At 68.4% G+C, this 24,350-nt stretch carries 27 protein-coding genes; 8 read left to right on the forward strand and 19 right to left on the reverse strand.

Going from position 1 to position 24,350, the window contains the following annotated elements:
* Nucleotides 1-75 precede the first annotated feature (75 nt).
* The 10 genes from hisD to ACSC1W_RS11665 all read right to left on the reverse strand — a co-directional run bounded on the left by hisD (nt 76) and on the right by ACSC1W_RS11665 (nt 11,865).
* Nucleotides 76-1,347: a histidinol dehydrogenase gene (gene hisD / locus ACSC1W_RS11620; RefSeq protein WP_435347614.1), complete on the reverse strand. Its 1,272-nt coding sequence runs from the start codon at nt 1,345-1,347 to the stop codon at nt 76-78.
* A gap of 72 nt (nt 1,348-1,419) precedes the next feature.
* Nucleotides 1,420-1,629: a hypothetical protein gene (locus ACSC1W_RS11625; RefSeq protein ID WP_435347615.1), complete on the reverse strand. Its 210-nt coding sequence runs from the start codon at nt 1,627-1,629 to the stop codon at nt 1,420-1,422.
* 67 nt (nt 1,630-1,696) lie between these two features.
* Nucleotides 1,697-2,818, reverse strand: a complete 1,122-nt coding sequence (locus ACSC1W_RS11630) for an XdhC family protein (RefSeq protein WP_435347616.1) — start codon at nt 2,816-2,818, stop codon at nt 1,697-1,699.
* Nucleotides 2,819-2,861: 43 nt separating this feature from the next.
* On the reverse strand, nt 2,862-4,196 hold the full coding sequence (locus ACSC1W_RS11635) for a VWA domain-containing protein (RefSeq protein WP_435347617.1): 1,335 nt from the start codon (nt 4,194-4,196) through the stop codon (nt 2,862-2,864).
* Complete coding sequence (locus ACSC1W_RS11640; RefSeq protein ID WP_435347618.1) at nt 4,196-5,116, reverse strand: AAA family ATPase; 921 nt, start codon at nt 5,114-5,116, stop codon at nt 4,196-4,198. Before ACSC1W_RS11640 ends, ACSC1W_RS11635 begins: the two co-directional genes overlap by 1 nt.
* Nucleotides 5,117-5,221: 105 nt before the next feature.
* On the reverse strand, nt 5,222-6,112 hold the full coding sequence (locus tag ACSC1W_RS11645; protein WP_435347619.1) for an FAD binding domain-containing protein: 891 nt from the start codon (nt 6,110-6,112) through the stop codon (nt 5,222-5,224).
* The gene (locus ACSC1W_RS11650) at nt 6,112-8,562 is read right to left on the reverse strand and encodes a xanthine dehydrogenase family protein molybdopterin-binding subunit (RefSeq protein ID WP_435347620.1); all 2,451 of its coding nucleotides are present in this window, start codon (nt 8,560-8,562) and stop codon (nt 6,112-6,114) included. The genes ACSC1W_RS11645 and ACSC1W_RS11650 overlap by 1 nt, the downstream gene beginning before the upstream one ends.
* Complete coding sequence (locus ACSC1W_RS11655) at nt 8,559-9,116, reverse strand: (2Fe-2S)-binding protein (RefSeq protein ID WP_435347621.1); 558 nt, start codon at nt 9,114-9,116, stop codon at nt 8,559-8,561. The genes ACSC1W_RS11650 and ACSC1W_RS11655 overlap by 4 nt, the downstream gene beginning before the upstream one ends.
* Nucleotides 9,113-9,763 carry an SRPBCC family protein gene (locus tag ACSC1W_RS11660; protein WP_435347622.1) on the reverse strand — a complete coding sequence of 217 codons (651 nt, stop codon included), beginning with the start codon at nt 9,761-9,763 and terminating at the stop codon, nt 9,113-9,115. Before ACSC1W_RS11660 ends, ACSC1W_RS11655 begins: the two co-directional genes overlap by 4 nt.
* 155 nt (nt 9,764-9,918) lie before the next feature.
* Nucleotides 9,919-11,865: an ABC transporter ATP-binding protein gene (locus tag ACSC1W_RS11665; protein WP_435347623.1), complete on the reverse strand. Its 1,947-nt coding sequence runs from the start codon at nt 11,863-11,865 to the stop codon at nt 9,919-9,921.
* Nucleotides 11,866-12,107: 242 nt separating this feature from the next.
* On the opposite strand from ACSC1W_RS11665, the gene ACSC1W_RS11670 reads away from it, so the two are divergent.
* Nucleotides 12,108-12,983 carry a mechanosensitive ion channel family protein gene (locus ACSC1W_RS11670; protein WP_435347624.1) on the forward strand — a complete coding sequence of 292 codons (876 nt, stop codon included), beginning with the start codon at nt 12,108-12,110 and terminating at the stop codon, nt 12,981-12,983.
* Nucleotides 12,984-13,055: 72 nt separating this feature from the next.
* Here the strand turns inward: ACSC1W_RS11670 and ACSC1W_RS11675 are convergent, their stop codons facing one another.
* Nucleotides 13,056-13,775, reverse strand: coding sequence for a class I SAM-dependent methyltransferase (locus ACSC1W_RS11675; protein ID WP_435347625.1), 720 nt, complete (start codon nt 13,773-13,775; stop codon nt 13,056-13,058).
* Between the two features lie 17 nt (nt 13,776-13,792).
* A complete protein-coding gene (locus ACSC1W_RS11680) occupies nt 13,793-14,677 on the reverse strand; it encodes an aldo/keto reductase (protein ID WP_435347626.1) in 885 nt (294 codons plus the stop codon).
* Nucleotides 14,678-14,885: 208 nt separating this feature from the next.
* Here ACSC1W_RS11680 and ACSC1W_RS11685 point away from each other — a divergent pair, with 208 nt between their 5' ends.
* Nucleotides 14,886-15,362 (forward strand): RDD family protein, encoded by a 477-nt coding sequence (locus tag ACSC1W_RS11685; protein WP_435347627.1) that lies wholly within the window; start codon nt 14,886-14,888, stop codon nt 15,360-15,362.
* Between the two features lie 4 nt (nt 15,363-15,366).
* Here ACSC1W_RS11685 and ACSC1W_RS11690 read toward each other — a convergent pair whose 3' ends face one another.
* A complete protein-coding gene (locus ACSC1W_RS11690) occupies nt 15,367-16,131 on the reverse strand; it encodes an enoyl-CoA hydratase/isomerase family protein (protein WP_435347628.1) in 765 nt (254 codons plus the stop codon).
* A gap of 97 nt (nt 16,132-16,228) precedes the next feature.
* Here ACSC1W_RS11690 and ACSC1W_RS11695 point away from each other — a divergent pair, with 97 nt between their 5' ends.
* From ACSC1W_RS11695 to ACSC1W_RS11705, 3 genes are all read left to right on the forward strand, one after another.
* Nucleotides 16,229-16,429, forward strand: coding sequence for a YMGG-like glycine zipper-containing protein (locus ACSC1W_RS11695; protein WP_435347629.1), 201 nt, complete (start codon nt 16,229-16,231; stop codon nt 16,427-16,429).
* A gap of 53 nt (nt 16,430-16,482) precedes the next feature.
* Complete coding sequence (locus tag ACSC1W_RS11700; protein ID WP_435347630.1) at nt 16,483-17,478, forward strand: tyrosine--tRNA ligase; 996 nt, start codon at nt 16,483-16,485, stop codon at nt 17,476-17,478.
* Nucleotides 17,479-17,575: 97 nt separating this feature from the next.
* Nucleotides 17,576-18,511, forward strand: a complete 936-nt coding sequence (locus ACSC1W_RS11705; protein WP_435347631.1) for a biotin--[acetyl-CoA-carboxylase] ligase — start codon at nt 17,576-17,578, stop codon at nt 18,509-18,511.
* A 7-nt stretch (nt 18,512-18,518) separates the two neighbouring features.
* Here the strand turns inward: ACSC1W_RS11705 and ACSC1W_RS11710 are convergent, their stop codons facing one another.
* The 5 genes from ACSC1W_RS11710 to ACSC1W_RS11730 form a co-directional block, all read right to left on the reverse strand.
* A complete protein-coding gene (locus ACSC1W_RS11710) occupies nt 18,519-18,701 on the reverse strand; it encodes a hypothetical protein (RefSeq protein ID WP_435347632.1) in 183 nt (60 codons plus the stop codon).
* Nucleotides 18,698-19,132 (reverse strand): universal stress protein, encoded by a 435-nt coding sequence (locus tag ACSC1W_RS11715; RefSeq protein WP_435347633.1) that lies wholly within the window; start codon nt 19,130-19,132, stop codon nt 18,698-18,700. Before ACSC1W_RS11715 ends, ACSC1W_RS11710 begins: the two co-directional genes overlap by 4 nt.
* Nucleotides 19,133-19,231: 99 nt before the next feature.
* Nucleotides 19,232-20,263 (reverse strand): amidohydrolase family protein, encoded by a 1,032-nt coding sequence (locus tag ACSC1W_RS11720; protein ID WP_435347634.1) that lies wholly within the window; start codon nt 20,261-20,263, stop codon nt 19,232-19,234.
* A gap of 2 nt (nt 20,264-20,265) precedes the next feature.
* Nucleotides 20,266-21,489, reverse strand: a complete 1,224-nt coding sequence (locus ACSC1W_RS11725) for an HD domain-containing protein (protein WP_435347635.1) — start codon at nt 21,487-21,489, stop codon at nt 20,266-20,268.
* A gap of 147 nt (nt 21,490-21,636) precedes the next feature.
* Nucleotides 21,637-21,810 (reverse strand): hypothetical protein, encoded by a 174-nt coding sequence (locus ACSC1W_RS11730; RefSeq protein ID WP_435347636.1) that lies wholly within the window; start codon nt 21,808-21,810, stop codon nt 21,637-21,639.
* Nucleotides 21,811-22,082: 272 nt separating this feature from the next.
* Here ACSC1W_RS11730 and ACSC1W_RS11735 point away from each other — a divergent pair, with 272 nt between their 5' ends.
* From ACSC1W_RS11735 to ACSC1W_RS11745, 3 genes are all read left to right on the forward strand, one after another.
* The gene (locus ACSC1W_RS11735) at nt 22,083-22,442 is read left to right on the forward strand and encodes a DUF555 domain-containing protein (protein ID WP_435347637.1); all 360 of its coding nucleotides are present in this window, start codon (nt 22,083-22,085) and stop codon (nt 22,440-22,442) included.
* Between the two features lie 45 nt (nt 22,443-22,487).
* Nucleotides 22,488-23,027, forward strand: coding sequence for a CBS domain-containing protein (locus ACSC1W_RS11740; RefSeq protein WP_435347638.1), 540 nt, complete (start codon nt 22,488-22,490; stop codon nt 23,025-23,027).
* A 73-nt stretch (nt 23,028-23,100) separates the two neighbouring features.
* Nucleotides 23,101-23,355, forward strand: a complete 255-nt coding sequence (locus ACSC1W_RS11745) for a hypothetical protein (RefSeq protein ID WP_435347639.1) — start codon at nt 23,101-23,103, stop codon at nt 23,353-23,355.
* On the opposite strand, the gene purM is transcribed toward ACSC1W_RS11745, so the two are convergent.
* The gene (purM, locus tag ACSC1W_RS11750; RefSeq protein WP_435347640.1) at nt 23,344-24,327 is read right to left on the reverse strand and encodes a phosphoribosylformylglycinamidine cyclo-ligase; all 984 of its coding nucleotides are present in this window, start codon (nt 24,325-24,327) and stop codon (nt 23,344-23,346) included. The genes ACSC1W_RS11745 and purM overlap by 12 nt on opposite strands.
* Between the last annotated feature and the right edge of the window lie 23 nt (nt 24,328-24,350).

Below are 24,350 nucleotides of genomic sequence, written 5' to 3' on the forward strand. Positions count from 1 at the left end.
CGGTCCTGGCGAGTTAACTGTGTTGCCGCAGGTGCCGGGCGACCGCGAGTTAGCCGACAGCGACGGTGGGGCGGTCTAGTCCTCGAAGCGCAGGCGAACGCTCTCGGCGTGTGCCTCGAGCCCTTCGGCCTCGGCCAGCGTCGTGATGGTCTCCGAGAGGTCGGCCAGACCGTCGCGCTCGATGCGCTGGACGGTCGTCGACCGGAGGAAGTGGTCGACCGAGAGTCCGCCGTGACGCTTCGCGCCGCCACCCGTCGGCAGGACGTGGTTCGTGCCCGAGGCGTAGTCGCCGGCCGCGACGGGCGTGTACGGGCCGAGGAAGACGCTTCCGGCGCTGTCGACGCGGTCGAGGATGGCCTCGTCGTCCTCGGCCTGGATGGAGAGGTGTTCGGCGGCGTACTCCTCGGCGAACAGGATGGCCTCGCTCATCGACCGTGCGACGAACACGCCCGAGGCGTCGCTCGACAGCGCGGCGCGAGCGACCTCCTCGCGCTCGCGCTCGCTGACCTGTGTCTCGACCGCCTCGACGACCGCTGTCGCCAGCGACTCGTCGTCGGTGACGCAGACGACCGAGGCGTGTTCGTCGTGTTCGGCCTGTGCGACCAGGTCCGAGGCGACGAAGGCGGGGTCGGCCGTCCCGTCGGCCAGCACCAGCACCTCCGACGGCCCGGCGAGGAAGTCGATGCTCACGTCGCCCTGGACGGCGGCCTTCGCGGCGGTCACCCACCGGTTGCCCGGCCCGACGACCTTCTGGACCGCCGGAATCGACTCCGTGCCGTAGGCCATCGCCGCGACGGCCTGCGCCCCGCCGACGGAGTACACCTCGTCCGCGCCGGCGGCGTGGATGGCCGCGAGCGTCACGGGGTTCAGTTCCTCGGCTGGCGGCGTGCAGACGACCACCTCCTCGACGCCCGCCACCGTCGCGGGGACGACCCCCATGATGGCCGACGAGGGGTACGCGGCGGTGCCGCCCGGTGCGTACACGCCGACGCGCTGGAGGGGCCGGAACCGCCGCCCCAGTTCCCGCCCGTCGAAGTCGTCGCGCCAGTCCTCGGGGACCTGTGCCTCGTGGAACTCGCGGACGTTGGCCGCCGCCGTCTCGATGGTCTCCCTGAGCGACTCGTCCACCGCCTCGTACGCCCGTTCGGCCGCGTCGGCCACGTCGAGGTTCGCCACCTGCACGCCGTCGAACTCCGCGCTGAACTCCCGGACCGCCACGTCGCCCTCCTCTCGGACGCGGTCGACGATGTCGGCCACGTCGCCCCGGACAGCGTCGATGCCGGCGCCGCGCTCGAACAGCGCGCGTCGCTCGTCCGGACCGAGGTCGGCCACAGCTCTGACGTTCATGCGACGTGCTTCGACCGGGCCGCGAAAAACCGTTGCGTTACCGCACCCGTCCGGAAGCTCCCCCGTTCGGCGTCACTCGCCGATGCGACGGCGAACCGTCGTCCGCACGCCGTCGGCGAGCAACACGAGGAACAGCCCGAACGCGGTCAGGCCGATGGGTGCCGACAGCAACTGCGCCGTCCGGTAGCCGAACGCGACCCGACCGAGGCCGAGGACGACGAAGCTCGCGACGAGCAACCCGAACGCGAGGAACGACAGCGAGACGTACGTGTCGCGGTCCATGTCGAGAGTGAGGCACGGGGTGGGTAAGTGGTTACGGGTTCGACGCCTCCGGACGGGACCGACCGCCTCAGAGTTCGAGGCGCTCGTGAATCGGCCCCTCACGCTCGCTCAGGTGCTGCGGCGTCCGGTCGTTCGCCACCGCGAGCAGTTCCGCGACGATGCTGTAGGCGATCTGGTAGGGGCTGTCGCCGCCGAGGTTCAGGCCCACGGGCGTGTGGATGCGGTCGAGGTCCGACTGCTCGACAGTCACGCCCTCGTCCGCGAAGTCGTCGAGCATCTGCTCGAAGCGCTCGCGTGGCCCCATCAGTCCGACGTAGGGGACGGGCGTCGAGAGCAGGCCGTCGAGGGTCATCCGGTCGTCGAGGAAGTTGTGGGTCATGACGACGACGTAGGTGTCGTCGTCGAAGTCCACGAGGTCGGCGGCGTCGCGGGCCGACCCCGAGACGACCTCGTCGGCCCGTGGGAAGTCCTCCGGGGCCGAGCGTGCGCCCCGGTAGGAGACGACGGTGACGTGGAAGTCGACGAGTTTCGCGAGTTCGACGACGGGTGCGACGTCGTGGCCGGAGCCGAAAACGACGAGGTTCGGCGGAGCCTGCACGCCGTCGACGAACACCTCGGCGGTCCGGCCCTCGCCCTCGACGCGGACGGTATCGGCCTTCCCCTCGGCGACCAGCGTCTCGGTCACGTCCTCGAGGTCCGCAAGCACCCAGTCCGGCAGGTCGCCGTCTGCGAAGCCCTCGCCGGGGTCGTAGCAGGTTCGAGCCCCGGTCGCCACGTCGCCACCGACGGCGGTCACGACGCCGACGTCGTCGCCGCGTTCGACGGCGTCGACGACCGGTCGGTACGAGTCGTCGAGGGGTTCGAGCAGGACCGTGACGACGCCGTTACAGCCGACGCCCATGCCCCAGACGTCGTCGTCGCCGGTCAGGTCCCACGTCTCGACGCGCGGTTCGCCGTCGTCCAGGACCTCCAGTGCGAGCTGGCGGACCTCGTCTTCCACGCATCCGGCGGTGATGCTCCCGGCCCCGACGCCCGCCGGGTCGACGAGCATCTTCGCGCCGGGGCGGCGGTAGGCGCTCCCGTCGACGTCGACGACGGTCGCCAGTACTGCCTCAGTTCTCTCGTCGAGTGCGGTTCGCACGCGGTCGAACACGTCCGTCTCCGGGACGCTCCAGTCGTTCTCGTTCATGGTAAATCACTAGTGGTCGTTGGAATCGCAGACAGATGAATGCTCACGTCGTTCCGGGCCGTCGTGGGTCGTACTCGTAGCCGATGTGACCGCCGGTGCCGTGGTGGGCGAGCTGGCGAGCGAGTTCGGCCAAGTCGGCCGGGCCGGAGAACGCGAACAGGCCGTCGACGAACGGTCTGGCGGCGGCCATCCCCCGTGCGGTGGGTTCGTACGACGGCGACGCCGCAAGCGGGTTGAGCCAGATGACCCCGGCGGAACGCCGGGCCAGCCACGCTAGCTCGCGTTCCAGCAGGGAGACGTCGCCCATCTCCAGCCCGTCGCTGACGACGAAGGTGACCGTCCGGTGGTCGACGGCGTCCGGCGCGTCCTCGCGCAGTTCCGCCAGCGAGTCGCCGATTCGCGTGCCGCCGCCCCACTCGGCCTCGGCCCGTTCCAGCGCGTCGAGCGCGGCCGACGGCGTCGGTTCGTCGAACGCGGTGCTCACCTCGCGCAGGTGCTCGTCGAAGAAGAACACCCGGGCGTCGCGCCACTCGGTGCGGGCGCGTCGGAGTACGTCGAGCAGGAAGCCCCGGTCCACGGTGTCGAGGACGGACCGGCTCACGTCGACGAGCCAGAGGGCACGCACCGCGGTTCGCTTGCGGTCGCGCTCCGGCACGGAGACGACGGTGCCACCGGTCCCGAAACTCGACCTGAGCGCGCGTCGCGCGTCGGTCTGCCCGACGCCGCGCCGGGTCCAACGCCGCCCCCGGAGAGCGGCGAGTTCGCGCGTCAGGTCCTCGAACGCCGTCGCGAGCGTCTCGTCCGGGGAGACCATCGCGTCCGTGACCGGACCGGGCGACCCGGTCGGACTGTACAGTGCCGTCTCGGTCGTCTCACCGTCCGCACCGTCGCCTCCCTCGCTGACGAGCGCGCCGAGCGATTCCGAGTCGGTCCAGTTCGAACCGCCGTCGCTCGCTCCGGTGTCCCCGCCGGTCGTCGACTGGGCGTCGGCGTCACCGGCATCCGTCACCGGTTCGCCAGCGATGGGTGCCAGGCCGCCCTCCGGACCGCCCTCGCGGCGGGGGGCCGCCCCCTCGCCGCCCAGGCCGGCGGTGACCCGTCGCCAGAACTCGGGGAACTGGCGGTCGAACGTCGCGAGGTCCGCCGGGTTCGACACCAGACAGGCCCTGACCGCGGCACGGGCGCGGTCCTCGTCGTCGAAGCCGACCACGACGAGCGCCCGGGCGGCCGTCGTCGCCGCGTTCCCGGGCACCGCCGCGCCCGCCCGGCGGAGCGCCCGCACGAACCGGACGAGTTCGTCGCGGACGTGTTCGCTGGCGGCCGCGACGCGGTCGGCGTCGACGCCGTCCTCGACACCGCCGCCGCCGTCCCCGACCATCAGTCGGCCTCACCCCGGGCCGCCGCCGCGGCCTCGACGAGTGCGTCGAGCAGGTCGTCGTCGACCCGTTCGACGTCCTCCACCTCCTTCAGCAGGCACCCGAGCGTGTTGCGGACCTCCTCGCGTTCGAGGGGGTCCGACCGGTCGGCCGCCTCCCGGAGGGACACGATCGCCTGCCCCCAGTCGATGGTCTCGGCCGCCCCCGGCGGCTTCCGGAGGGGTTCTTCCCGGAGGCGGGCGACGAGTCCACACAGTTCCGCGGCGACGGCCGCGTCGAGTTCCGGCACCTTCCGTTCGAGGATAGCCCGTTCCTTCTCGAACGACGGCGGGGAGACGTGCAGGTAGAGACACCGGCGCTTGAGCGCGTCGCTCAGGGGTCGCGTCCGGTTCGACGTGATGACGACCACCGGCGGGGTCTCGGCCCGGATGGTGCCGAGTTCCGGCACAGTCACCTGGAAGTCGCTCAGCACCTCCAGCAGGAGCGCCTCGAACTCCTCGTCGGCGCGGTCCACCTCGTCGACGAGGAGGACCCGCGGACGCTCGCCCCGGAGTGCCCGCAGGAGCGGTCGCTCCAGCAGGTACGGTTCGTCGAACACCGACTCTCCGTCGACGCCCTCGCCCGCCTGGACGGCGAGCAGTTGCTTCGTGTAGTTCCACTCGTACAGGGCGTTCTCGGCGGTCAGTCCCTCGTAACACTGCAACCGGACGAGGTCGGCGTCGAACCCCTTCGCGAGCACCTTCGCGAGTTCCGTCTTGCCCGCGCCGGGTTCGCCCTCGACGAGCAGGGGGCGGCCCAGTCGCAGTGCGAGCAGCACCGTCGTCACTATGTCGTCCTCCGCGACGTAGTCCTGGGCGTCGAACGCGGCCCTGAGGTCGTCTTCGGTCACGTCGGCGAACGCGTCGTCTCGTTCCTCGCTCATGGGTTGGTAGTGGGTGTAGGCACGGGAAAGTTGAAGGGTGGTGGCAGGAGGTTCCTCGATGCGACGACCGGCGCCGTGGCGGTGGTCCCGCCACGCGTTCGCCGGTCAGTCGGCCGCGGCCGGTGCCGACGCGCGGTCCATCGCGCGCTCCAGCGACCGCTTCGTGTAGACCTCCAGGAGTTGCTCGCGGAACTCGGCCGACGCCTGCAGGTCGGACATCATCATGTCGGTGTCCAGTCCCTCGGCAGCGCGGGCCGCCGCCGCGTCGATGGCGTCCTCGGAGAGGGACGAACCGGCCAGTTCGTCCTCGACGCCCTCGAGTCGGACGCCGTGGTCCATCGCGCCGTTCGCACCGACGCGGATGGACTCCACCGACCGTCCGTCGGTCGAGACCAGGGTCGCCACGCCGACCATGGCGTACCCGGACGACGGCGACGGCTTCTTGGCGTACGCCCCGACGCCGCCGTCCGCCGACGGCACCTCGACGCGCGTCACGAGTTCGTCCTGCCCCACGTCGGTCGCGTACATGCCGAAGAAGAAGTCCTCGACGGAGATACGTCGTTCGCCGTCGGGTCCCTCCACGACGACGGTCGCGTCGGAGGCCAGCGCGGCCCCTGGCAGGTCAGACGCCGGGTCGGCGTGGGCGAGGTTCCCCCCGACCGTGCCACGGTTGCGGACCTGCGTGTCCCCGACCTGTCGCACGGCGTGGTAGAGCGCCGGCGCGTGCTCCTCGGTCCCGTCGGCCTCGACGAACTCGCTGTAGGTCGTCATCGCCCCGACGTGGACCGTCTCGTCCTCGACGGTGACGCCCCGCAACGCGTCGATGCCGCTGATGTCGACGAGGACGTCCGGACTCGACAGGCCGCTCTTCATGGTCGGCAGGAGGCTGTGTCCGCCCGCCAGCAGTTCCGTCTCCTCCATCGAGTGCGCTTCCAGCAGGTCGATGGCCTCGGTCACGCTCTCGGCCTCGTAGTAGTCGAACTCGTCGGGGAACATCACTCCTCACCTCCGTTCCTCGCGTCGGCGTCACCGTCGGTCCCGCCGCCGTCTGCCGTCGCGTTCGCCTGGACGGTCTTCCAGACCGTCTCGGCGGTCATAGGCATCTCCACGTGGTCGACGCCGAAGGGGTCGAGGGCGTCCGAGACCGCGTTGACGATGGCCTGCGGGGCCGCGATGGTCCCCGCCTCGCCGACGCCTTTCACCCCGAGGGGGTTGTGCGGACTCGGCGTCACCGTCGAATCCGTCTCCATCTCCGGGATGTGCTCGGCCTTCGGGACCGCGTAGTCCTGCATCGACCCGGTGACGAGCGTACCGTTCTCGTCGTACTCGGCCCCCTCGTAGATGGCCTGGCCGACGCCCTGTGCGATGCCGCCGTGTATCTGGCCCTCGACTATCTTCGGGTTTATCTGGTTGCCGACGTCGTCGACGGCGACGTACTTCTCGAACGATATCTCGCCCGAGTCGGGGTCGACCTCGACGACGGCGACGTGGGTCCCGAACGGGAACACGAAGTTCTCCGGGTCGTAGAACGACGTCGCCTCGAGTCCGGGTTCGATGTCCTCGGGCATGTCGTGGGCGAGGTACGCCTGCTGGGCGACGTTCTTGATTCCCATGGAGCGCTCCGGCGCACCGGCGACGCTGAACTTCCCGGCGTCGAACTCCACGTCGTCCGGGTCGGCCTCTAGCTGGTGGGCGGCGATGGTCTTCGCCTTGTCGACGACCTTCCGGGCGCTCTTGACGAGCGAACTGCCGCCGACCGCGGCCGACCGGGACCCGTAGGTCCCCATGCCCTGTGGAATCTCGTCGGTGTCGCCCTCGACGATCTCCACGTCGTCGTAGGGGATGCCGAGTTCGTTGGCGATTATCTGGGCGTAGGTCGTGTCGTGACCCTGTCCGTGGCCGGACGTCCCGCAGTAGGCAGTCACCGTGCCCGACGGGTGGAACCGGACCAGGCTGGACTCCCAGAGGCCGGCCTGGGCACCGAGTTGTCCGGCGAGTTCCGACGGCGCAAGCCCGCAGGCCTCGATGTAGCTGGAGAATCCGATGCCGAGGTAGCGCCCCTCGTCACGGGCGGCCTCCTGGCGCTCGCGGAACTCGTCGTAGTCGACCAGGTCGAGCGCCCTGTCCAGTGGCTTCTCGTAGTCCCCGCTGTCGTAGACGACGGCGACCTGCGTCTCGTAGGGGAAGGCGTCCTCCGGGACGAAGTTCTGCCGCCGGAACTCCGCCGGGTCCATCCCCATCTCCTTCGCGCCGAGGTGGACCAGTCGTTCGACGAGGAACGACGCCTCGGGTCGGCCCGCACCGCGGTAGGCGTCGACGGGCGGGACGTTCGTGTACGCGCCCGTCACGTGGCCGTAGATGGCAGGGATGTCGTACTGGCCGGACAGGAGCGTCCCGTACAGGTACGTCGGGACCGCGGGTGCGAACGTCGAGAGGTACGAACCGAGGTTGGCCTTCGTGTCCACACGGAGGCCCGTGATGTTGCCGTCGTCGTCCATCGCGAGTTCGGCCTCGGTCCGGTGTCCGCGTCCGGGCGCGTCGGTCTGGTACGTCTCCGACCGCGTCGCAGTCCACTTCACCGGGCGTTCGAGCGCCTTCGAGCACCACGCGACGAGCGCCTCGTCGGCGTAGTGGTGTATCTTGCTCCCGAACCCGCCGCCGACGTCGGGTGCCTTGACCCGGAGTTTGTGTTCCGGGTGACCGATGACGCCCGCCATGAGCAGGCGGTGCAGGTGCGGGTTCTGCGAGGTCATGAAGACGTCCAGTTCGTTCGACCCGGGGTCGTAGTCCGCGACTGCGGCCCGCGGTTCCATCGCGTTGGCGATGAGCAACTGGTTCTCCAGGTCGATGCTGACCGTGTTACTCGCGTCCTCGAACGCCTCGGCCGTCTTCTTCTCGTCGCCGATCTCCCAGTCGAACGCCACGTTGTGGTCGGCTTCGGAGTGGAGTTTCGGCGCGTCGCTCTTCAGCGCCTCCTCGGGGTCGGTCACGGCGTCGAGACGTTCGTAGTCCACGTCGACCTCCCCCGCGGCGTCGTGTGCGATGTACCGCTCCTCCGCGACGACGACCGCGATGGCGTCGCCCTGGTACCGCACGCGGCCGTCGGCGAGTATCGGGTGGTCGACGTTGTTCAGGCTCGGCAGGAGCCAGCCGACGGGGAGCAGGTACGGGAGGTCACCCGGCGTGTCCTCGCGGGCGAGGTCGTCGTGGGTGTAGACGGCGACCACGCCGTCCATATCCTCGGCGGCGCTCGTGTCGACGTCCTCTATCTTCGCGTGGCCGTACTGGCTGCGGACGACGGCCATGTGGAGCATTCGCTGCATCTGGATGTCGTCGGTGTACTCGGCGTTCCCCGTGATGAGCGACCGGTCCTCCCGGCGTTCGATGGCGGACCCGAGGATGTCGGCCGCGCTCACCTCGTCGGGGTCGAGCGACTCGACGGTCATTCGCCCTCACCCCCCTGTTCGACGCCGCCGTCGGTCAGCGTCTCGTCGTCGCCGTCGCCGCCGTCGGCGACCGCCCTGTGGTCGGTGTCGAGTTCCTGGGCGGCGTTCTGGACGGCGTTGACGATGTTCTGGTAGCCGGTGCACCGGCAGAGGTTGCCCTCCAGTCCCTCGCGTATCTCCTCGCGCGACGGGTCCGGGTTCTCCTCCAGCACGTCGATGGCGGTCATCATCATGCCCGGCGTGCAGTACCCGCACTGTAGGCCGTGTTCCTCCTGGAAGCCCTGCTGGATGGGGTGGTACTCCCCGTCCTCGGCCAGTCCCTCGACCGTCTCTATCTCCGCGCCGTCGGCCTGCACGGCGAGACTCGTACACGATTTGACCGCCTCGCCGTCGATTCGGACGGTACAGGCACCACAGAGGCTGCTCTCGCAGCCAACGTTCGTCCCGGTGTACCCGAGTTCGTCCCGGAGTGCGTGTACCAGTAGCGTCCGTGCCTCGACCGTCAGGTCGTGCGATTCGCCGTTCACCGTCAGTGTGATGTCGTGTTCAGTCATTCTGCGTCGTTCGATTTCGACCGGCCCAGTACGCGGTCGACCAGGCTCCGGTCGTCACTGCTCGTTTCGTCCGCCTCGGACGGCGATACCTCGTCGACGCTGAGTTCGTCGAGGCGGTCCTGTACCGACGAGAAGAAGCGCTTGACGATGCGGTTGGCCACCGGGTTGATGACGCGCTGTCCCATCCCGGCGACCCGGCCGAACACGTCGGCGTCCGTCTCCCAGTCGACCACGACACCCCCGTCGTCCGTCTCCGAGAGTTCCATCCCCGAGGTCATCTCGAACGAACTGTCCCCGGAACTCCCCTCGCCGGAGGCGTACATCCGTGGTCGCTCCCGTTCGTCGATGGTCACGACGGTCTCGAACGTCGGGTTCACCGGTCCGACGCTCACCTGCAACAGGGCGGCGTAGGACCTCCCCTCCTCGAAGGCCCGGGCGGCGATGACCTCCGGGTCGTCGGTCAGTTTGCGGTCCTCCGCCTCCGCCCGTTCTCGTAACTCGTCGAAGTCCACGTCGTCCGGGTCCTCGACGTCCAGCAGGAACTTGCAACCCGGTAACGACTCCGCGACGAGAACCGGGTCCGAGAGCGCGAGCCATACATCGTCGACGGTCGTCTCTTCGAGTTCGAATGTCCCACTGAATTCCATGTGTCTGTGGTCACCTGCCGACAGAGCGTGTCACGCTCTCCCATGTTATTCGATAGACTATACCAGTAAAAGCATTTACCCTGGACGCACCGCTGCGTGGACCCTGCCCCCGGAGATACCGGCAGTCTGTGGGGGAGAGCGTCGTACCGGTCGTCTCAGTCTGACCGGCCGCCCTCGATGGCGCCCCGGCGTGCGATGGCCTCCTCGAAGAAGGACTCCGGCAGTTCGTCGATGTCGCCAACCTGGACTCGCCAGAGGTTCGCGTACAGGCCGTCGAGCGCCAGCAGTTCGTCGTGGGTCCCCCGTTCGACGATGCGGCCACCTTCGAGGACGAGGACCGCGTCGGCGTCCTTCACGGTCGAGAGTCGGTGGGCGATGGCGACCGTCGTCCGGTCAGCCGCGAGTTTCCGGAGGCTTCGCTGGATGATGGCCTCCGTCTCGGTGTCGACGTGGCTCGTCGCCTCGTCCAGCACCAGTATCTCCGGGTCCTTGAGGAACGTCCGGGCGAGAGCGATGCGCTGACGCTGGCCGCCCGAGAGCCGTACGCCGCGTTCGCCGACTATCGTGTCGTAGCCGTCGGGGAGGTTCTCGACGAACTCGTGGGCGGCCGCCCGGCGGGTCGCCGCCTCTACCTCCTCGTCCGTCGCGTCGAAGGTGCCGTAGGCGACGTTCTCGCGGACGGTCCCGTAGAAGAGGAACGGGTCCTGTGAGACGTACCCGACGGTCCGGCGGAGGCTGGCGAGGGAGACGTCCCGAACGTCCTGTCCGTCGACGCGTATCGTCCCGTCGTCCGGGTCGTAGAGGCGCACGAGCAACTTCACGAGCGTCGACTTCCCGCTCCCCGTCGGACCGACGATGCCGACGGTCTCTCCCGGGTCCACGGAGAAGGAGACGTCCTGCAGGACGGGGGTCGAGTCGTCGCTCTGCCGGTCCGTCTCGTAGTCGTCCGTCTCGTAGTCGAACGTAACCCCGTCGTAGTCGATGCGCCCGGTCACGTCCGACAGCGTGACTGCGTCCGGTCGGTCGCGTATCTCCCCTTCGGTGTTCAACAGGCCGTAGACCCTGTCGCTCGACGCCCTCGCACGCTGGTAACTGTTGACTATCTGGCCGAACTGGGCGAGGGGCCAGACGAACTGCTGGGTGTAGAGCATGAACGTGACGAACTCGCCGGCCGAGACGGTGCCCGAGAACGGCGACGGTGGCCCGTTCAGCACCCAGAACGCGCCCACAGCGAACGTGAGTGCGAAGCTCAGCCCGGAGATGAGCGAGAGCCCCGGGAAGAAGGTGATGCGCGTTCTGATGGCGTCCCAGTTCGCGTCGAGGTACGACCGCGACGCCTCGCGGACCCGGCCGGCCTCGTACGACTCGGCGTGTTCGGTCTTGATGACCTCGATGCCACCGACGTTGTTCTCCAGTCGCGCGTTCAGGTCGCCCACGCGTGCCCGCATCAGGGCGTACTTCGGCTGGACTCGCCGGACGAACGTCACCGTGAACGCGACGAGGACCGGCACCGCGAGGAGGGAGACGAGCGCGAGCCCAGGGTTCAACGCGACCATGACGGACCCCACGCCGAGGACGAGTGCGAGCAGGCGAAGCGTCGACCCGACGCCGTCGGTCAGGAACGACTCCAGCTGGTTGACGTCGTTGTTCAGCACCGCCAGGAGTTCGCCGGTCCGGGCACGGTCGAAGAAGGCGCGGTCGAGGACCTGCAACCGCTCGTACGCGTCGACCCTGAGTTCGTGCTGGATGTTCTGGGCGAACCGGTTCCAGCCGTAGCCCTGTGCCCACGAGGCCACTGCCCCCACGAACGTGGTGGCGACGAGGAGACCGACGACCAGCCAGAGCTGTCCGGTTCCGGTCGCCGGAATCGCCGTCTCGGGCACCAGCGGGAGTCGGAACGGCCGCGTCCCGAGCAACACGGCGTCGATGGCGAGGCCCAGCAGGAGCGGTGGGACGAGGCCCGCCGCCCGTGCGACCAGCGTCATCACGGTACCGAGGACGGCGAAGCCGACGTTCTCGCTGCCGTACTCCCCGTAGAGCCGCCACATCGATGCACCGTCGACCGCGAAGTCCGGCCGCACCTCGACGTCGTCGCTCGACATTCGCCCATACTACGGTTCCTGCGAGGAAATACCGACCGGTCAGTCGGGCTACCGGTCCCGGACGGCCGGAGAGCGGGTGAACGGGCCGCCACGATAACCTGGCCTTTCCGTCGGAACGCACCGCGACCTTGCCACCGAAAGCGTGTCCCCGGGGCCAGATTGCCGTCGTTACCCGGCCCCGGGGAGACCGGGGGGCGAATAACTCGTTTATAACTAATCTACCGAGGCACCTTCGTTCCTGTATGACACTTGAACCGAACGTCGTGCTACAGGCGGGCATCCAGGAAGGCTTCGAGGAGATGGTCGGAGGCCTCATCGCGTTCGCTCCACGGGCCATCGGGGCACTCATCATCCTCCTCGTCGGCTGGTTGATCGGTCGCCTCGTCGGGAGGGGCGTCTCTCGCCTCGCCGATGGGGTCGAACTCGACCAGATGGTGCTTCGAACGCCGCTCGGGCGGATGCTCGGCGGGACGGAGCAGGCGGTGTCGCGCGCGTTCGGGCGCATCACTGCGTGGTTCGTCTACGCGCTGGCCATCCTCGCCGCGGCGGACGTGCTCGCTATCGAACTCCTCTCCGAGTGGATTTCGGCAGCCGTGTCGTACCTGCCGGCGTTGGTCGCTGGCCTGCTGATAATCGTCCTCGGGTTCGTTGTCGCTGACTTCATCGCCGACGCCATCGCACGTACCGAGACCGTCACGAGTGCCAGGTACACCAACGTCTTCGCCGACGGGACCCGCATCCTGCTGTACTTCGTCGTCGTCGTGATGGGCCTCGACACGATGGGCGTCGACGTCGGCATCCTGTTCACGTTCGCCGAGGCCGCCGCGTTCGGCGTCGCGGCCGGCATCGCCCTGGCCATCGGCATCGCGTTCGGCTGGGGAGGCAAGGACTACGTGGCGAACAACATCAACGACTGGGTCGGTCGCGGTCCCGCCCCGGTGAGCGCGGGTGGTGGCGCGACGGACGGCGGCGAGGACTGGGAGACCGCCGACGTCGACGACCCTCCGGCGGACGAGACGGACCCGACGACGACGGACGAGACGGACCCGACCACGACGGACGAGACGCACTCGACCGACCGGCCGGGAGACAGGACGTCGGACGAGGACGACCAGTAAGCGTCGAGTCGCTTCTTTCGCGGTGAGTCTCGGCTGTATAAACACGGGTGCGGGAGCGCGCTCGCTTCGGACTCAGCCGGGGAACCGCAGCGCGACGCTGTACATCCTGCCGGCGGACTCTGCCCCGATTCGGGCCGCGACACGTTCGGCTTCCTCCACCAGGCAGTCGCCGCTGTCGTCCGGCAGTCCGGCGGCGAGCGAACGCACCACGTCGGCGTGTGCGTCGAGGTGGCTCGCGGTCCACGGGACCGGGTCGAGGAGGGTCCGTTCCCGGTCGAACTCCCACCCGTATCCCGCGAACAGTCGTCGGAGGACGGCCGACGGGTAGAACGTCAGGGCCGGTCGCTGTGCGGCCAGTTCGCTCGCTGCGTTCTCGACGGCGAAGAGGTCGCGGACCTCGGCGTCGTCGGGCAAGGGGGCGTAGTCGTCCACGACGAGGTGACAGCCGGGAGCCGCGACTCGCGTCAACTCCGCCGCGATGGCGGGGAGCGACGACGGCGGGACGACGTTGAACAGGCCGTGGGCGGTGACGACCTCGAACGAGTCGGCCGCCATCGGGACTGCTCGCAGGTCGGCCTCCAGGACCGCGGCACGGCCGGCCTCGTTCAGGGCGACGCGCTCTCGCACAGTGGTCGCGTGGTCGCGGTCGTTCGTGACCGCGTAGACGCGACTCGCGCCGGCGGCGAGGAGTCCAGCGGTCGCGTTTCCGACCCCGGCCCCGGCTTCCAGACAGACGGCCCCCGCTACCGGTCGGTCTTCGAGCGCGGCCGTGACGGTCTCTGGGACGTCCATCCTGGGTTCCGGTTCCGTCAGTGGTGCAGTTGCTCGGGGACCGGACTCTCGTCGTGGCGCAATCGCTCGACGAGCGACCGCTGGGCGGCGTCGTCCATCCCGTCGAACCGGTCGGCGGCGTCGAGGACCATCGCGACGAGTTTCGGGTCGCCCGGACTGACGACGCTCGTCAGTCCCTGTGCCGCCGCGAAGTCGAACCGCTCTGCGATCTCGTCGGGCGTGTCGACCGGCCGGTACCAGTTCGCGTAGGGGCGGTCCTCCTCGGGCAGTTCGTCCGTCGAGGGCCACCGCCCCTTCGCGAACGCCTTGATGCCGAGCGTGCCGATGCCTTCCTCGTTCGCACGTTCGAGGACCGCCTCGTAGTCGTACTTCTCGTCGTCCTTCCCGACGACGACCGGGTTCATCGGGACCATCACCGACTCCAGGTCGTCGATGCGGTCGATGGCGTCCAGGATGAGCTGCGGGTTCCCGTGACTCGTCAATCCGATGTGGTCGACCTTGCCCTCCGCTTTCGCGTCCCGGATGGCCTCCAGCGCGCCGCCGTCGCCCGTGATGGTCTCCAGTTCGTGGTCGTACTCCAGCCCGTGTATCTGGTAGAGGTCGATGGTGTCGACGCCGAGACGGGTGAGCGACCGCTCCAGTTTCCGTCTCGCTCCGTCGTACTCGCGTTCCTGGGTCTTGCACCCGAGGAAGATGTCCTCGCGGTGCTGGCGGAGCTTCGGCCCCAGTTTGAGTTCGGCGTCCCCGTACGTCGGGGCGACGTCGAAGTGGTTGACTCCGTGGTCGAGCACGAGTTCGACCAGATGGTCCGCGCCCTCCTGTTCGAGCCAGTTGAGTGCGATGGCGCCGAACGTCGTGACGGTGCTATCGTGACCGGTCGTTCCCAGCGTGCGCGTCTCCATAGCGCCGACTTCACCACACACCCACAAAATAGCTCGTGCCCTGGCTTCGTCGCGCCCCTGTCTCGTACTATCGACCGCCTTGCCCCGGCGGCCGCGTTGCTCAGGTCGTCGAGTACTTGCCGTCGGCGTTACTCGGGCTGGCCGGCCGTTTCTCACCCGACGAGACCGTAGGTCGGCGTTTATCGTGTCATCGAACGCATACACCAGTATGGAAGAAGTGAAGAAACTGTACCTCGCGAAGTGGGAGACCCGGTTCGGCGCGTGGCTGATAGACGTCGTCCTCGTGAGCGTCCTCCTCGGACTTTTCGACGACGTGCTCACCGGCCTCCCGTCGGTGCTGTCCGTCCAGGTCGGCACCGTCGGCGGCCTGAGCACCTTCGTCGGGGCCAACGGTCTCGCACTGTTCGCCTACTGGACGCTCACCGAGGGCATCTGGGGACAGTCGGCCGGGAAGGCGGTCCTGAACCTGCGCGTGACCGACCGACGCGGGGAGCACGCCGAGTTCCTCCCCGTCGCGGTGCAGGCGTTCGGGAAGGCGTTCTTCCTCCCCCTGGACTGTCTCGTCGGGTGGCTGGCGATGCCGGGAACGAAACGTCGCCTTACCAACCGCCTCTCGAACACCATCGTCGTACAGGTGCCCACCGAGGACCCGGACGGGGTCGAGTACGTGATACCCGAGGAGTGAGTCGTCAGTCCCAGTCGGCGTTCCGCCCTTCGAGGAACGCGTTCACGCCCTCCTCGTGCTCGTCGGACATGTACGCCTGCACCTGCATCATGTTCTCGTAGTCCAGCGCCTTCCGCCAGTCGTTGTCGAGGTTCTCGTGGATGGCCTGCTTGGTCATCCCGATGGTCCGCGTCGGCCGGCGCGAGAGTACGTCGAGCAGTTCGTCGACGCGGTCGTCCAGTTCGGTCGCCGGCACGGCGTCGTTGACCAGTCCCATCTCGGCCGCCTCCTCGCCGTCGAAGAACTCGCCGGTGAGGGTGAGTCGTTTCGCCGTCCGCAGACCGACCAGTCGCGGCAGGGTGAACGTCGCCGCCGTGTCGGGGATGAGCCCCACGCGGATGAACGCACACGAGAACGTCGCCTCGGGGACCGTGTACGCGAAGTCCGACGCCGCGACCAGCGCCAGTCCCGCACCCACGCAGTCGCCGTTGATCTTCGCCACGATGGGGACGTCGCAGTTCAGCATCTCGGCGGCGGCCCTGTTGAACGTCTCCGCGACGCGCTCGTACGCCTCCCGGGGTCCCTCCTCGCGTTCCTTCATCGCCTGGATGTCACCGCCAGCCGAGAACGCAGGGTCCTCGCCCGTGATGACCACCGCGTCGTGTTCCACCGGGTCCGCTCCGGCCACGGCGTCGGCCAGTTCCGTGGCGACCTCGAGGTTCATCGCGTTCATGACGTTCGGCCGGTCGAACGTGACGGTCCGATAGCCGTCTTCGTCGGTGATGCGCATACTCCGTGCAACTTTGCATGGGTGCTTAATTGTTCGTCTCACCGCCGGTCGGTGCCGTCGGGATTTTTATGTGACTGGACCGAACGGCGAGACGAGTATGAATCCGCTGAAGCCGCCGTGCCTGCGAAAGAACCGGCACGCCAAGGAGGGAGCGAAGAAGGGGGCAGAGGTCGGTGCAGCCATCGGGAGTCCGCTCGGCCCGCTCGGGTCCGGTATCGGCGCAGGGATGGGTGCGGCGAGCGGTCACATCGCCGGGTCGGTCCGGGACAGCGTCGAGAACGTCTTCAAACCGTTCTGAAGCGTTCGCACGGCTTGACAAGGTTCAAACCCCCCGGACGATTTCGTGTCCGTATGGACACGTACGAGTTGATGACCCGGAACACGGACGAGGTCATCACCGAGTCGGAGGTGCGCGAACTGGCCGAGGACCCCGAGGGGAAACGGGTGTACGTCGGCTACGAGCCGTCCGGTGTCCTCCACATCGGTCACCTCCTCACCGCGAACAAGCTCATCGACCTGCAGGAGGCGGGGATGGACGTCGTCGTCCTCCTCGCGGACGTCCACGCCTACCTCAACGGGAAGGGCACGTTCGAGGAGATCCGCGAGACGGCCGAACGGATGCAGGCGCAGTTCCTCGCCTACGGCCTCGACGAGGACCGGACCGAGTTCGTCTACGGGAGCGACTTCGAACTCGACGAGGACTACGTGCTGGACCTGCACGAACTCGAACTCGAGACCAGCCTCAACCGCGCCCAGCGAGCCATGGCCGAACTCCAGTCCGGCGAGACGGCGAAGGTGAGCCACGTCGTCTACCCGCTGATGCAGGCACTGGACATCGAGTACCTCGACCTGGACCTCGCCATCGGCGGGATGGACCAGCGCAAGGTACACATGCTCCACCGGGAGGAACTCCCCTCGCTCGGGTACGAGGCGCGCCCGTGTCTCCACACGCCCATCCTCGCCGACCTGACGACCGGCGTCGGAAAGATGTCCTCCAGCCAGGGCGTCACCATCTCGATGGAGGACTCGACGGAGGACATCCAGACGAAAGTCAACAAGGCGTACTGCCCACCGACGGCCGACCCGGAACCGGACGAGGACGGGACCGACCGCCACAACCCCGTCCTGGAACTGTTCCACTACCACGTGTTCCCCCGGTTCGAATCCGTCACGGTCGAGCGCCCCGAGAAGTACGGCGGCGACCTCGTCTACGACTCCTACGACGACCTGGCGGCCGACCTCGAATCGGGCGAACTCCACCCCCAGGACGCGAAGAACACGCTCGCGAGCTACCTCGACGAACTCGTCGCACCGGGACGGGAGAAGCTCGAAGAACTCCGGGCCTGACGCGCTACGCGACTCGTCCCACGCTCCGACCGTGCCGGCCCGGCGCGGGACGTCGAATCCGTGCGGTTTCAAGGCGCGGACCCTGCTATACTGAGCCATGAACGAGACGCGACGGGCGGTCCTCGACGCGCTCGCGGCCGGACCCGTCGGCGGGCCGGAACTGGCCGACCGACTCGGGGTATCGCGGGCGGCCGTCTGGAAGCACGTCGAGGGCATCCGCGAGGCTGGCTTCGACGTCGAGAGCGACGACGACGGCTATCGGTTGACGAGCATCCCGGACTACGGCGGCCTGGCGGTGGAGTTCGGCCTCGACGCCCCCTACACCGTCGAGTACCACGATACCATCGCCTCGACGAACGACCGGGCGAGGGAACTCGCCGCCGACGGTGCGACGGACGTGGTGGTGGTCGCCGGCGAACAGACCGGCGGTCGGGGGAGACTCGACCGTCAGTGGGCCGCCCCGGCCGGCGGCATCTACGCTTCCGTCCTGACCAGGCCGACGCTCCCGCCTGCCCAGGTGCCGCTGGCGACGCTGGCGGCCGCAGTCGCCGTCACGCGCGCCGCCCGCGAGGCCGGCGTCGACGCTGGCATCAAGTGGCCGAACGACGTCCTCGTGAACGAGGACGGGTCCCGGAAACTGGCCGGCATCCTCACCGAGATGGAGGGCGAGGCGGACCGCGTCTCCTGGCTCGTCGTCGGAATCGGCGTCAACGCGAACGTCGACGCCGACGCACTCCCGCCGACGGCGACGAGCATCCGCGAACAGGTCGGCGACGTGGACCGGCGTGCGTTCCTCCAGCGCGTCCTCGAGGAGTATCACGACCTCGTGGGCGACCCGGACGCGATTCTGCCCGCCTGGCGCGAGCACGCACTCACGCTCGGCCGCCGCGTCCGCGTGGAGACGCCGTCGGGCGACGTCGTCGGCGAGGCGGTCGACGTCGAGTTCCCCGGCACGCTCGTCGTCGAGACCGACGACGGGCGGGTTCGCGTGAGTGCGGGTGACTGCGAACACCTCCGGCCGACGGAGCCTTGAGCAGCGGTCACCGGAAGAGGATGGCAGCAGCCAGCGGTGTGGACGCGACGAGTCCGAGGAGGGCCAGCCAGGGGGCGTAGAGCGCGAACGCTGCGTTGATGAACACGATGACGACGACGGCGACCACGCGGTCACCGAGGGTCATCGTCGCCCGCCGGTTCGGCTTCCGGAGTCGGACCATCGGACTCACGAGGAGACCTGCACCGTCAGCACGGGAACTTCCGACGAGCGCACGACGCGCTCGGCCACGCTCCCGAGCAGCAGTCGGTCGATGCCGCCACGCCCGTGGGTGCCCATCACGACGAGGTCACAGTCGTTCGACTCGGCGTAGCGGACGATCTCCTTCGCCGGCGTTCCTTCGAGCAACGCCGTCTCGACCTGGATGTCGGACTCGGTCCCGAGGTCACGGACGCGTCGCAGGGCCGCCTCGCCCTCGGTCTCCAGCATCTCGTGGAGGCCCTCCCACGCGGTCTCCATCGGGACGCCGCCGTAACTGGCCGAGTCGACGACGTAGACGGCGTACAGGGTCGCATCGTGTGTGACCGCCAGGTCGATGGCGTGCTCGACGGCACGCTCGACGCCCTCGGAGCCGTCGGTCGGTACCATGATACGGTCGTACATTTGCTATGCTTTCGCATATGTCGGCTCGTACCTTGAGTCTGCCGTCGGTTCATCGCCGTTCCGTCGGTGAGAATCGGGACTCGACGCGACTGGGGACCGTCACCGGACGACGCGGCGCACGTCGCTCGTCCCCGCGCGCCGGACGACGGCGCGGACGGGGTCACGGACGCCGGAGAGGTTGTCGGAGTCCCCGTCGAGGACGAGGAGTTTCGCCGCCCGGCCGGGTTCGATGCGACCGCAGTTCAGTCCGGCCAGGTCCGCCCCGGCGACGGTCGCCATCCGCAACACCTCCGACGCGGTCACGTCGAACAGTTTCGCGGTGAACTCCATCTCGCGGAACATCGACGGCGAGTTGAGGAAGACGTTGTCAGTTCCCAGCGAGACGGCGGTCCGGTCGAGCAGGTCACGCAGCGGCGGCAGCCCGACGTCGGTGACGAGGTTCGACCGCGGACAGACGACGACCGGTATCTCGGAGTCGGCGAGGCGATCGAGGTGCCAGGGTTCCGGCTGGACCATGTGGACGAGGAAGTCCGGGTGGAGGTCCATCGCCGCGTCGATGTCGCTGCTGTCGACCTCGCCGGCGTGGATGCCGAACAGTTTCCCGTCCCGTGCGGTGGCCGCACGCTCTATCTCGAAGTCCCCGTCGTTCGCCCCGGACGCGCCGAACCCGTCGCCGGCGCGCATGGCGTCCACGCTCCCTCGCCCGAGGACGACAGAGTCGACGGGGACGTTCTCTCCGGCGGCGCGTATCTCCCGGACGCCGTCGACGTCTCCCTCGCGGAACTCGACGTGGGCGGCGGTCCCGCTGTCGGCCATGAACTGGAGGGACCGACGCATCGCGGCGATGGTCTCCTCTCGACCGGCCGCACGGAGGAGTCGGTGCTTGAGTCCGTCCGGCGGTGCGACGAGTTCTTCGAGCGAGAGGCCGCCCCCGGCCTCCTTCGCGATGGAGTCCCCGATGTGGGTGTGGGCGTTGACGAATCCAGGCAGGACGATGTCGTCGCTCTCGACGGTCGCCTCCTCGATGGCTACGATCTCGCTGTCTTCGACGACGACGCGCCCCTCGACCGGTTCGAACTCGGAACCGACGAGGACGGTCCCCTCGACCGTCGTTGCTGTGTCGCCGGTCATAGTCAGTTCGCGTACTCGTCGAGGGTGCCCTGCAGTCCCCGGACCTCCGTGACGAGCGCACCGTCGATGGTGAGGTCGAGCGTTCGGACGGCCGCGCTACCGACGGCGTCGGCGCGTCCGTCGGGACAGTACACGCCGAGTCGCCACTGCGACTGCTGGGCGGATTGAAGCGCGTGTACGAGAGGCGACTGCTCGTCGAGTCGGCGCGCCTCGCCGCCGACGAGGACCCGCGTCGAGGACTCCGTCATCGTCGGTTCGCCCGGCACGTCGAGGACGACGTGTTCCGGGTCGACGCCTGCATCGGCGGCTATGTCGCGCTCGTACCCCCGCACGGCCTCGTGGTCTGCGTCGAGCAGGAACTCGGGGACGTCGTCGAGTTCGGCCCAGACCGCCCGCTTGAAGAGGTTGCGGTGGTCGAAGCGCCGGGCCACGTCTGCCGTCTCCCGCGTCGCCCGGAGCGCGACGAGGAAGTCAGGGTCGTCCATCCGTCGCAAGCGACCGGCGGTGAGTCCCGTCGCCGCGAGCAGGCGTTCGCCCGCCCGGCGGAGCATCGCCTTCGAGATGCGCGTGACGTGGTGGTCGTACACGGTCGGGGTCATCAGCGCGCGTGCGACGAGGAGGCTCTCGGCCGTCTGGACGTTGCCCTCCTGGAGGACGAGGTCGTCACCCTCGAAGGTGAGTTCGCGCACGAGTCGGGCGTGGTCGATGGTGCCGTACGGGACCCCCGTGTGGTGGGCGTCACGGACGAGGTAGTCCATCCGGTCCACGTCGAGTTCGCCAGAGACGAGCTGGCCGTACCTGCCGTCGCCGGCGACGAGGGCTGCGACCTCGGCAGGTGAGATGTCGTGGTCCCGGAGGACCGCCCCCACCTCGCTCTGCTCGAACAGTTCGTGGACGTCGTCGTGGTACTTGCCGGTGCGCCGGTGGGTCAGCGGTTCGAGGTTGTGGCTGAAGGGGCCGTGTCCGACGTCGTGCAACAGCGCGGCGGCACGGACCTTCTCGGCCCGTTCGCCCTCGACGTTGAGGTGGTCCAGCGCTTCGCAGGCGTTGTGGTAGACACCGAGCGAGTGCTCGAATCGCGTGTGGTTGGCAGACGGGTAGACGAGAGAGGCCGTCCCGAGCTGTTTGATATTCCGGAGCCGTTGCATCTCCGGCGTATCGAGCAGCGCCCGGGCCACGCCCTCCACCTCGATGTGGTCGTGGACGCTGTCCTTGATGGTCTTCATTGCCGCCCCGTTCGTCGCGTTCGTACAAAAGGGACCGGGTCGGTGACCGGGCTCTGGCGGCTGCTCGCCGTCGTTCGTCGTGCCAGCCGCTCGGTGACGCTGGTCGCCTTGGCAGAAACCGCGGTCTGGTGGGCGCCTGCTCGGTCCTCAGTTCGCCGCCGTGTTCTCGTACGCCTCGCCGAACGTCGACACCAACCGGTGGACGGGGAGCGAGACGCCGAATCGGCGCATCGCGACCGCCAGCGGGAGGAGCACGATGCCGAGGGCGATGCTCATCTGGTACAGTGCGAACAGGCTCGCCGCGTAGGCCCGGTCTATCATCGGACTTCAGCGGGAGGCTTGCCGTCGGTGTATATAAGCCTTCTTGCCCGAAGCGACGGTGCGAAGGCCTATCACCCCGGCGCAGTCGTGCGATTCAAATCAGGTTGTCCGTCACACAACTTCCGGCGACGTCGCGGTCGAACTATCGGTCCGCAATCCGTCTGTGATGCCCGCAATTCTCGTAACTTATGCGGATGATGTGAATCTCGTGCGCACATCCACGGCACCGACGAACCGCAAAACAAGCCTTGCTCCGGACCCTCGGAAGGAGCATGAGCAACTATCTCGTTGTGATGGAGGCTGCGTGGCTGGTCCGCGACGTCGAGAACATCGACGACGCCATCGGGGTCGCCGTCAGCGAAGCCGGGAAGCGACTCAACCAGGAGGGCAAGGACTACGTCGAGGTGAACGTGGGACTCACGAACTGCCCGGCCTGTGGCGAACCGTTCGAATCCTCCTACATCGCCGCGGACACGGCCCTCGTCGGTCTCATGCTGGAGATGGAGGTCTTCAACGCCGACAGCGAGGAACACGCCCAGCGCATCGCGAAGAGCGAGGTCGGCGGTGCGCTGCGGGACGTCCCCCTGAAGGTCGTCGAAACCATCGAACGCGAGGGCGACGCCGACGAGTAGCGTCACCCCGAAAGCTTATTTTATAACCTTTAGTTATTCACTGCTATGGAACTGCCCACTCCCGCCGACCTGCGCGAGCGCCGCAACGAACTGGGGTTGACCCAGAGCGAACTCGCGGCGGCCGCAGACGTCTCGCAACCGCTCATCGCACGCATCGAGGGGAACGACGTGGACCCGCGACTGTCGACCCTCCGGCGCATCGTCAACGCCCTCGACCAGGCCGAGGGGGACATCGTTCGCGCGGGCGACCTCATGCACGAGGAGGTCATCAGCGTCGCACCGGAGGACACCGTCAGCGACGCCGTCCAGGCGATGGAGCGCGAGGCGTACTCGCAACTCGCGGTCATCAAGGACGGCATCCCCGTCGGTAGCATCAGCCAGTCCGACCTCGTCCACGTCGACGAGGAGGCACGGGGCGAACCGGTCCGCGAGTTCATGAGCGAGTCGTTTCCCACCGTCTCGGAGGACGCCACGCTCGAAGAGGTGAGCAACCTCCTCGACCACTACAAGGCCGTGATGGTCACCGAGGGTGGCGAGACCGTCGGCATCATCACCGAGGCCGACATCGCGGCCCGACTGGGGTAGCCGACGGGCTGAGGTGTCGAGCGCGCCGCTCCGACCACCGAAAGCTATTACCCTCCGATGGTAATCGCTGGTCATGGTCTCAGATGACACCACGAAAGACGTCGCCGGGGCCGCAATCATCGTCGGGGTTCTGGTAGTGCTGTACGAACTGGCAGTCATGGGCGACCTCACGCCCGCCATCATCGGTGCGACGCTCCCGGTGCTCGGACTCGGGGCGGCGCTCGTCGTCGGGGGTGGTGCGGCACGCGCCTACGTCCTGCGGAAGGTACGGTCGTCCAGCGGCGACTCGGATTCGCCGCCCTCGAACACCTCGCGCTCAGGAGAGTGAGAGGCCGCGGATCTCGACCGAATCGCCCTCGCCGACGGTCCCGACGACTCTCCCGTCGTCGGTGGCCGCGGCCAGTGCCCCGGCCCGTTCTTCGGGCACGGCGGCGACGAACCCGGTTCCCATGTTGAACGTCCGGTACATCTCCTCGGGCGAGACGTTCCCGAGGTCCTGCACCAGTCCGAAGACGGCCTGTGCGCCGAACGGGTCGGTCACGTCGTACTCGAACTCGCCCATCCGGAGCAGGTTCGTCCACCCGCCACCGGTGACGTGTGCGGCGGCGTTGACGCCGTGTTCGCGCATCGGACCGAGCAGGTCGGTGTAGATGCGCGTCGGTTCGAGGAGCACCTCGCCGACGGTCCGGTCGGGGTCCGGCGGGAACGGGTCGTCGTAGTCGAACTCGCGCTGGACGGCGGTCCGCGCCAGCGTCAGACCGTTCGAGTGGATGCCAGACGACGGCCACGCGACGAGCGCGTCGCCGGCCCGGGCCTCGCCGTCGAACACCGCGTCCTTCGGGGCCAGTCCCGCACAGGTGCCCGCGAGGTCCAGTCCGGAGACGACGTCCGGCATGACGGCCGTCTCGCCGCCCAGCAGCGCCACGTCGGCGCGCTCTGCCGCCTCGGCGAGTCCTTCGCCCACCTGTTCGGCGAACGTCTCACTCGGTTCGTCGACGGCGAGGTAGTCGACGAACGCGACGGGTTCGACCCCGGCGGCCACGAGGTCGTTCGCGTTCATGGCCATGCAGTCGATGCCCACGGTCGAGTAGTCGCCCAGCGCCTCGGCGACGAGCAGTTTCGTCCCGACGCCGTCGGTCGCCAGCGCAAGGTACTGCTCGCCGATGTCGAGCAACCCCGCGTACTCGGTGTCGACGACGTTCCCGACGGCGTTCAACAGCGCCGCCGTCGCGGCCTCGCTCTCCTCGATGTCGACCCCCGCGTCGGCGTAGGTGAGTTCCTCGCCCTCGTCCTCGCTCATACGAGACTGGGCACCGGGAACGC

It is taken from the genome of Haloarchaeobius marinus, from assembly GCF_051207415.1.
In the GTDB taxonomy this organism is placed as follows: domain Archaea; phylum Halobacteriota; class Halobacteria; order Halobacteriales; family Natrialbaceae; genus Haloarchaeobius.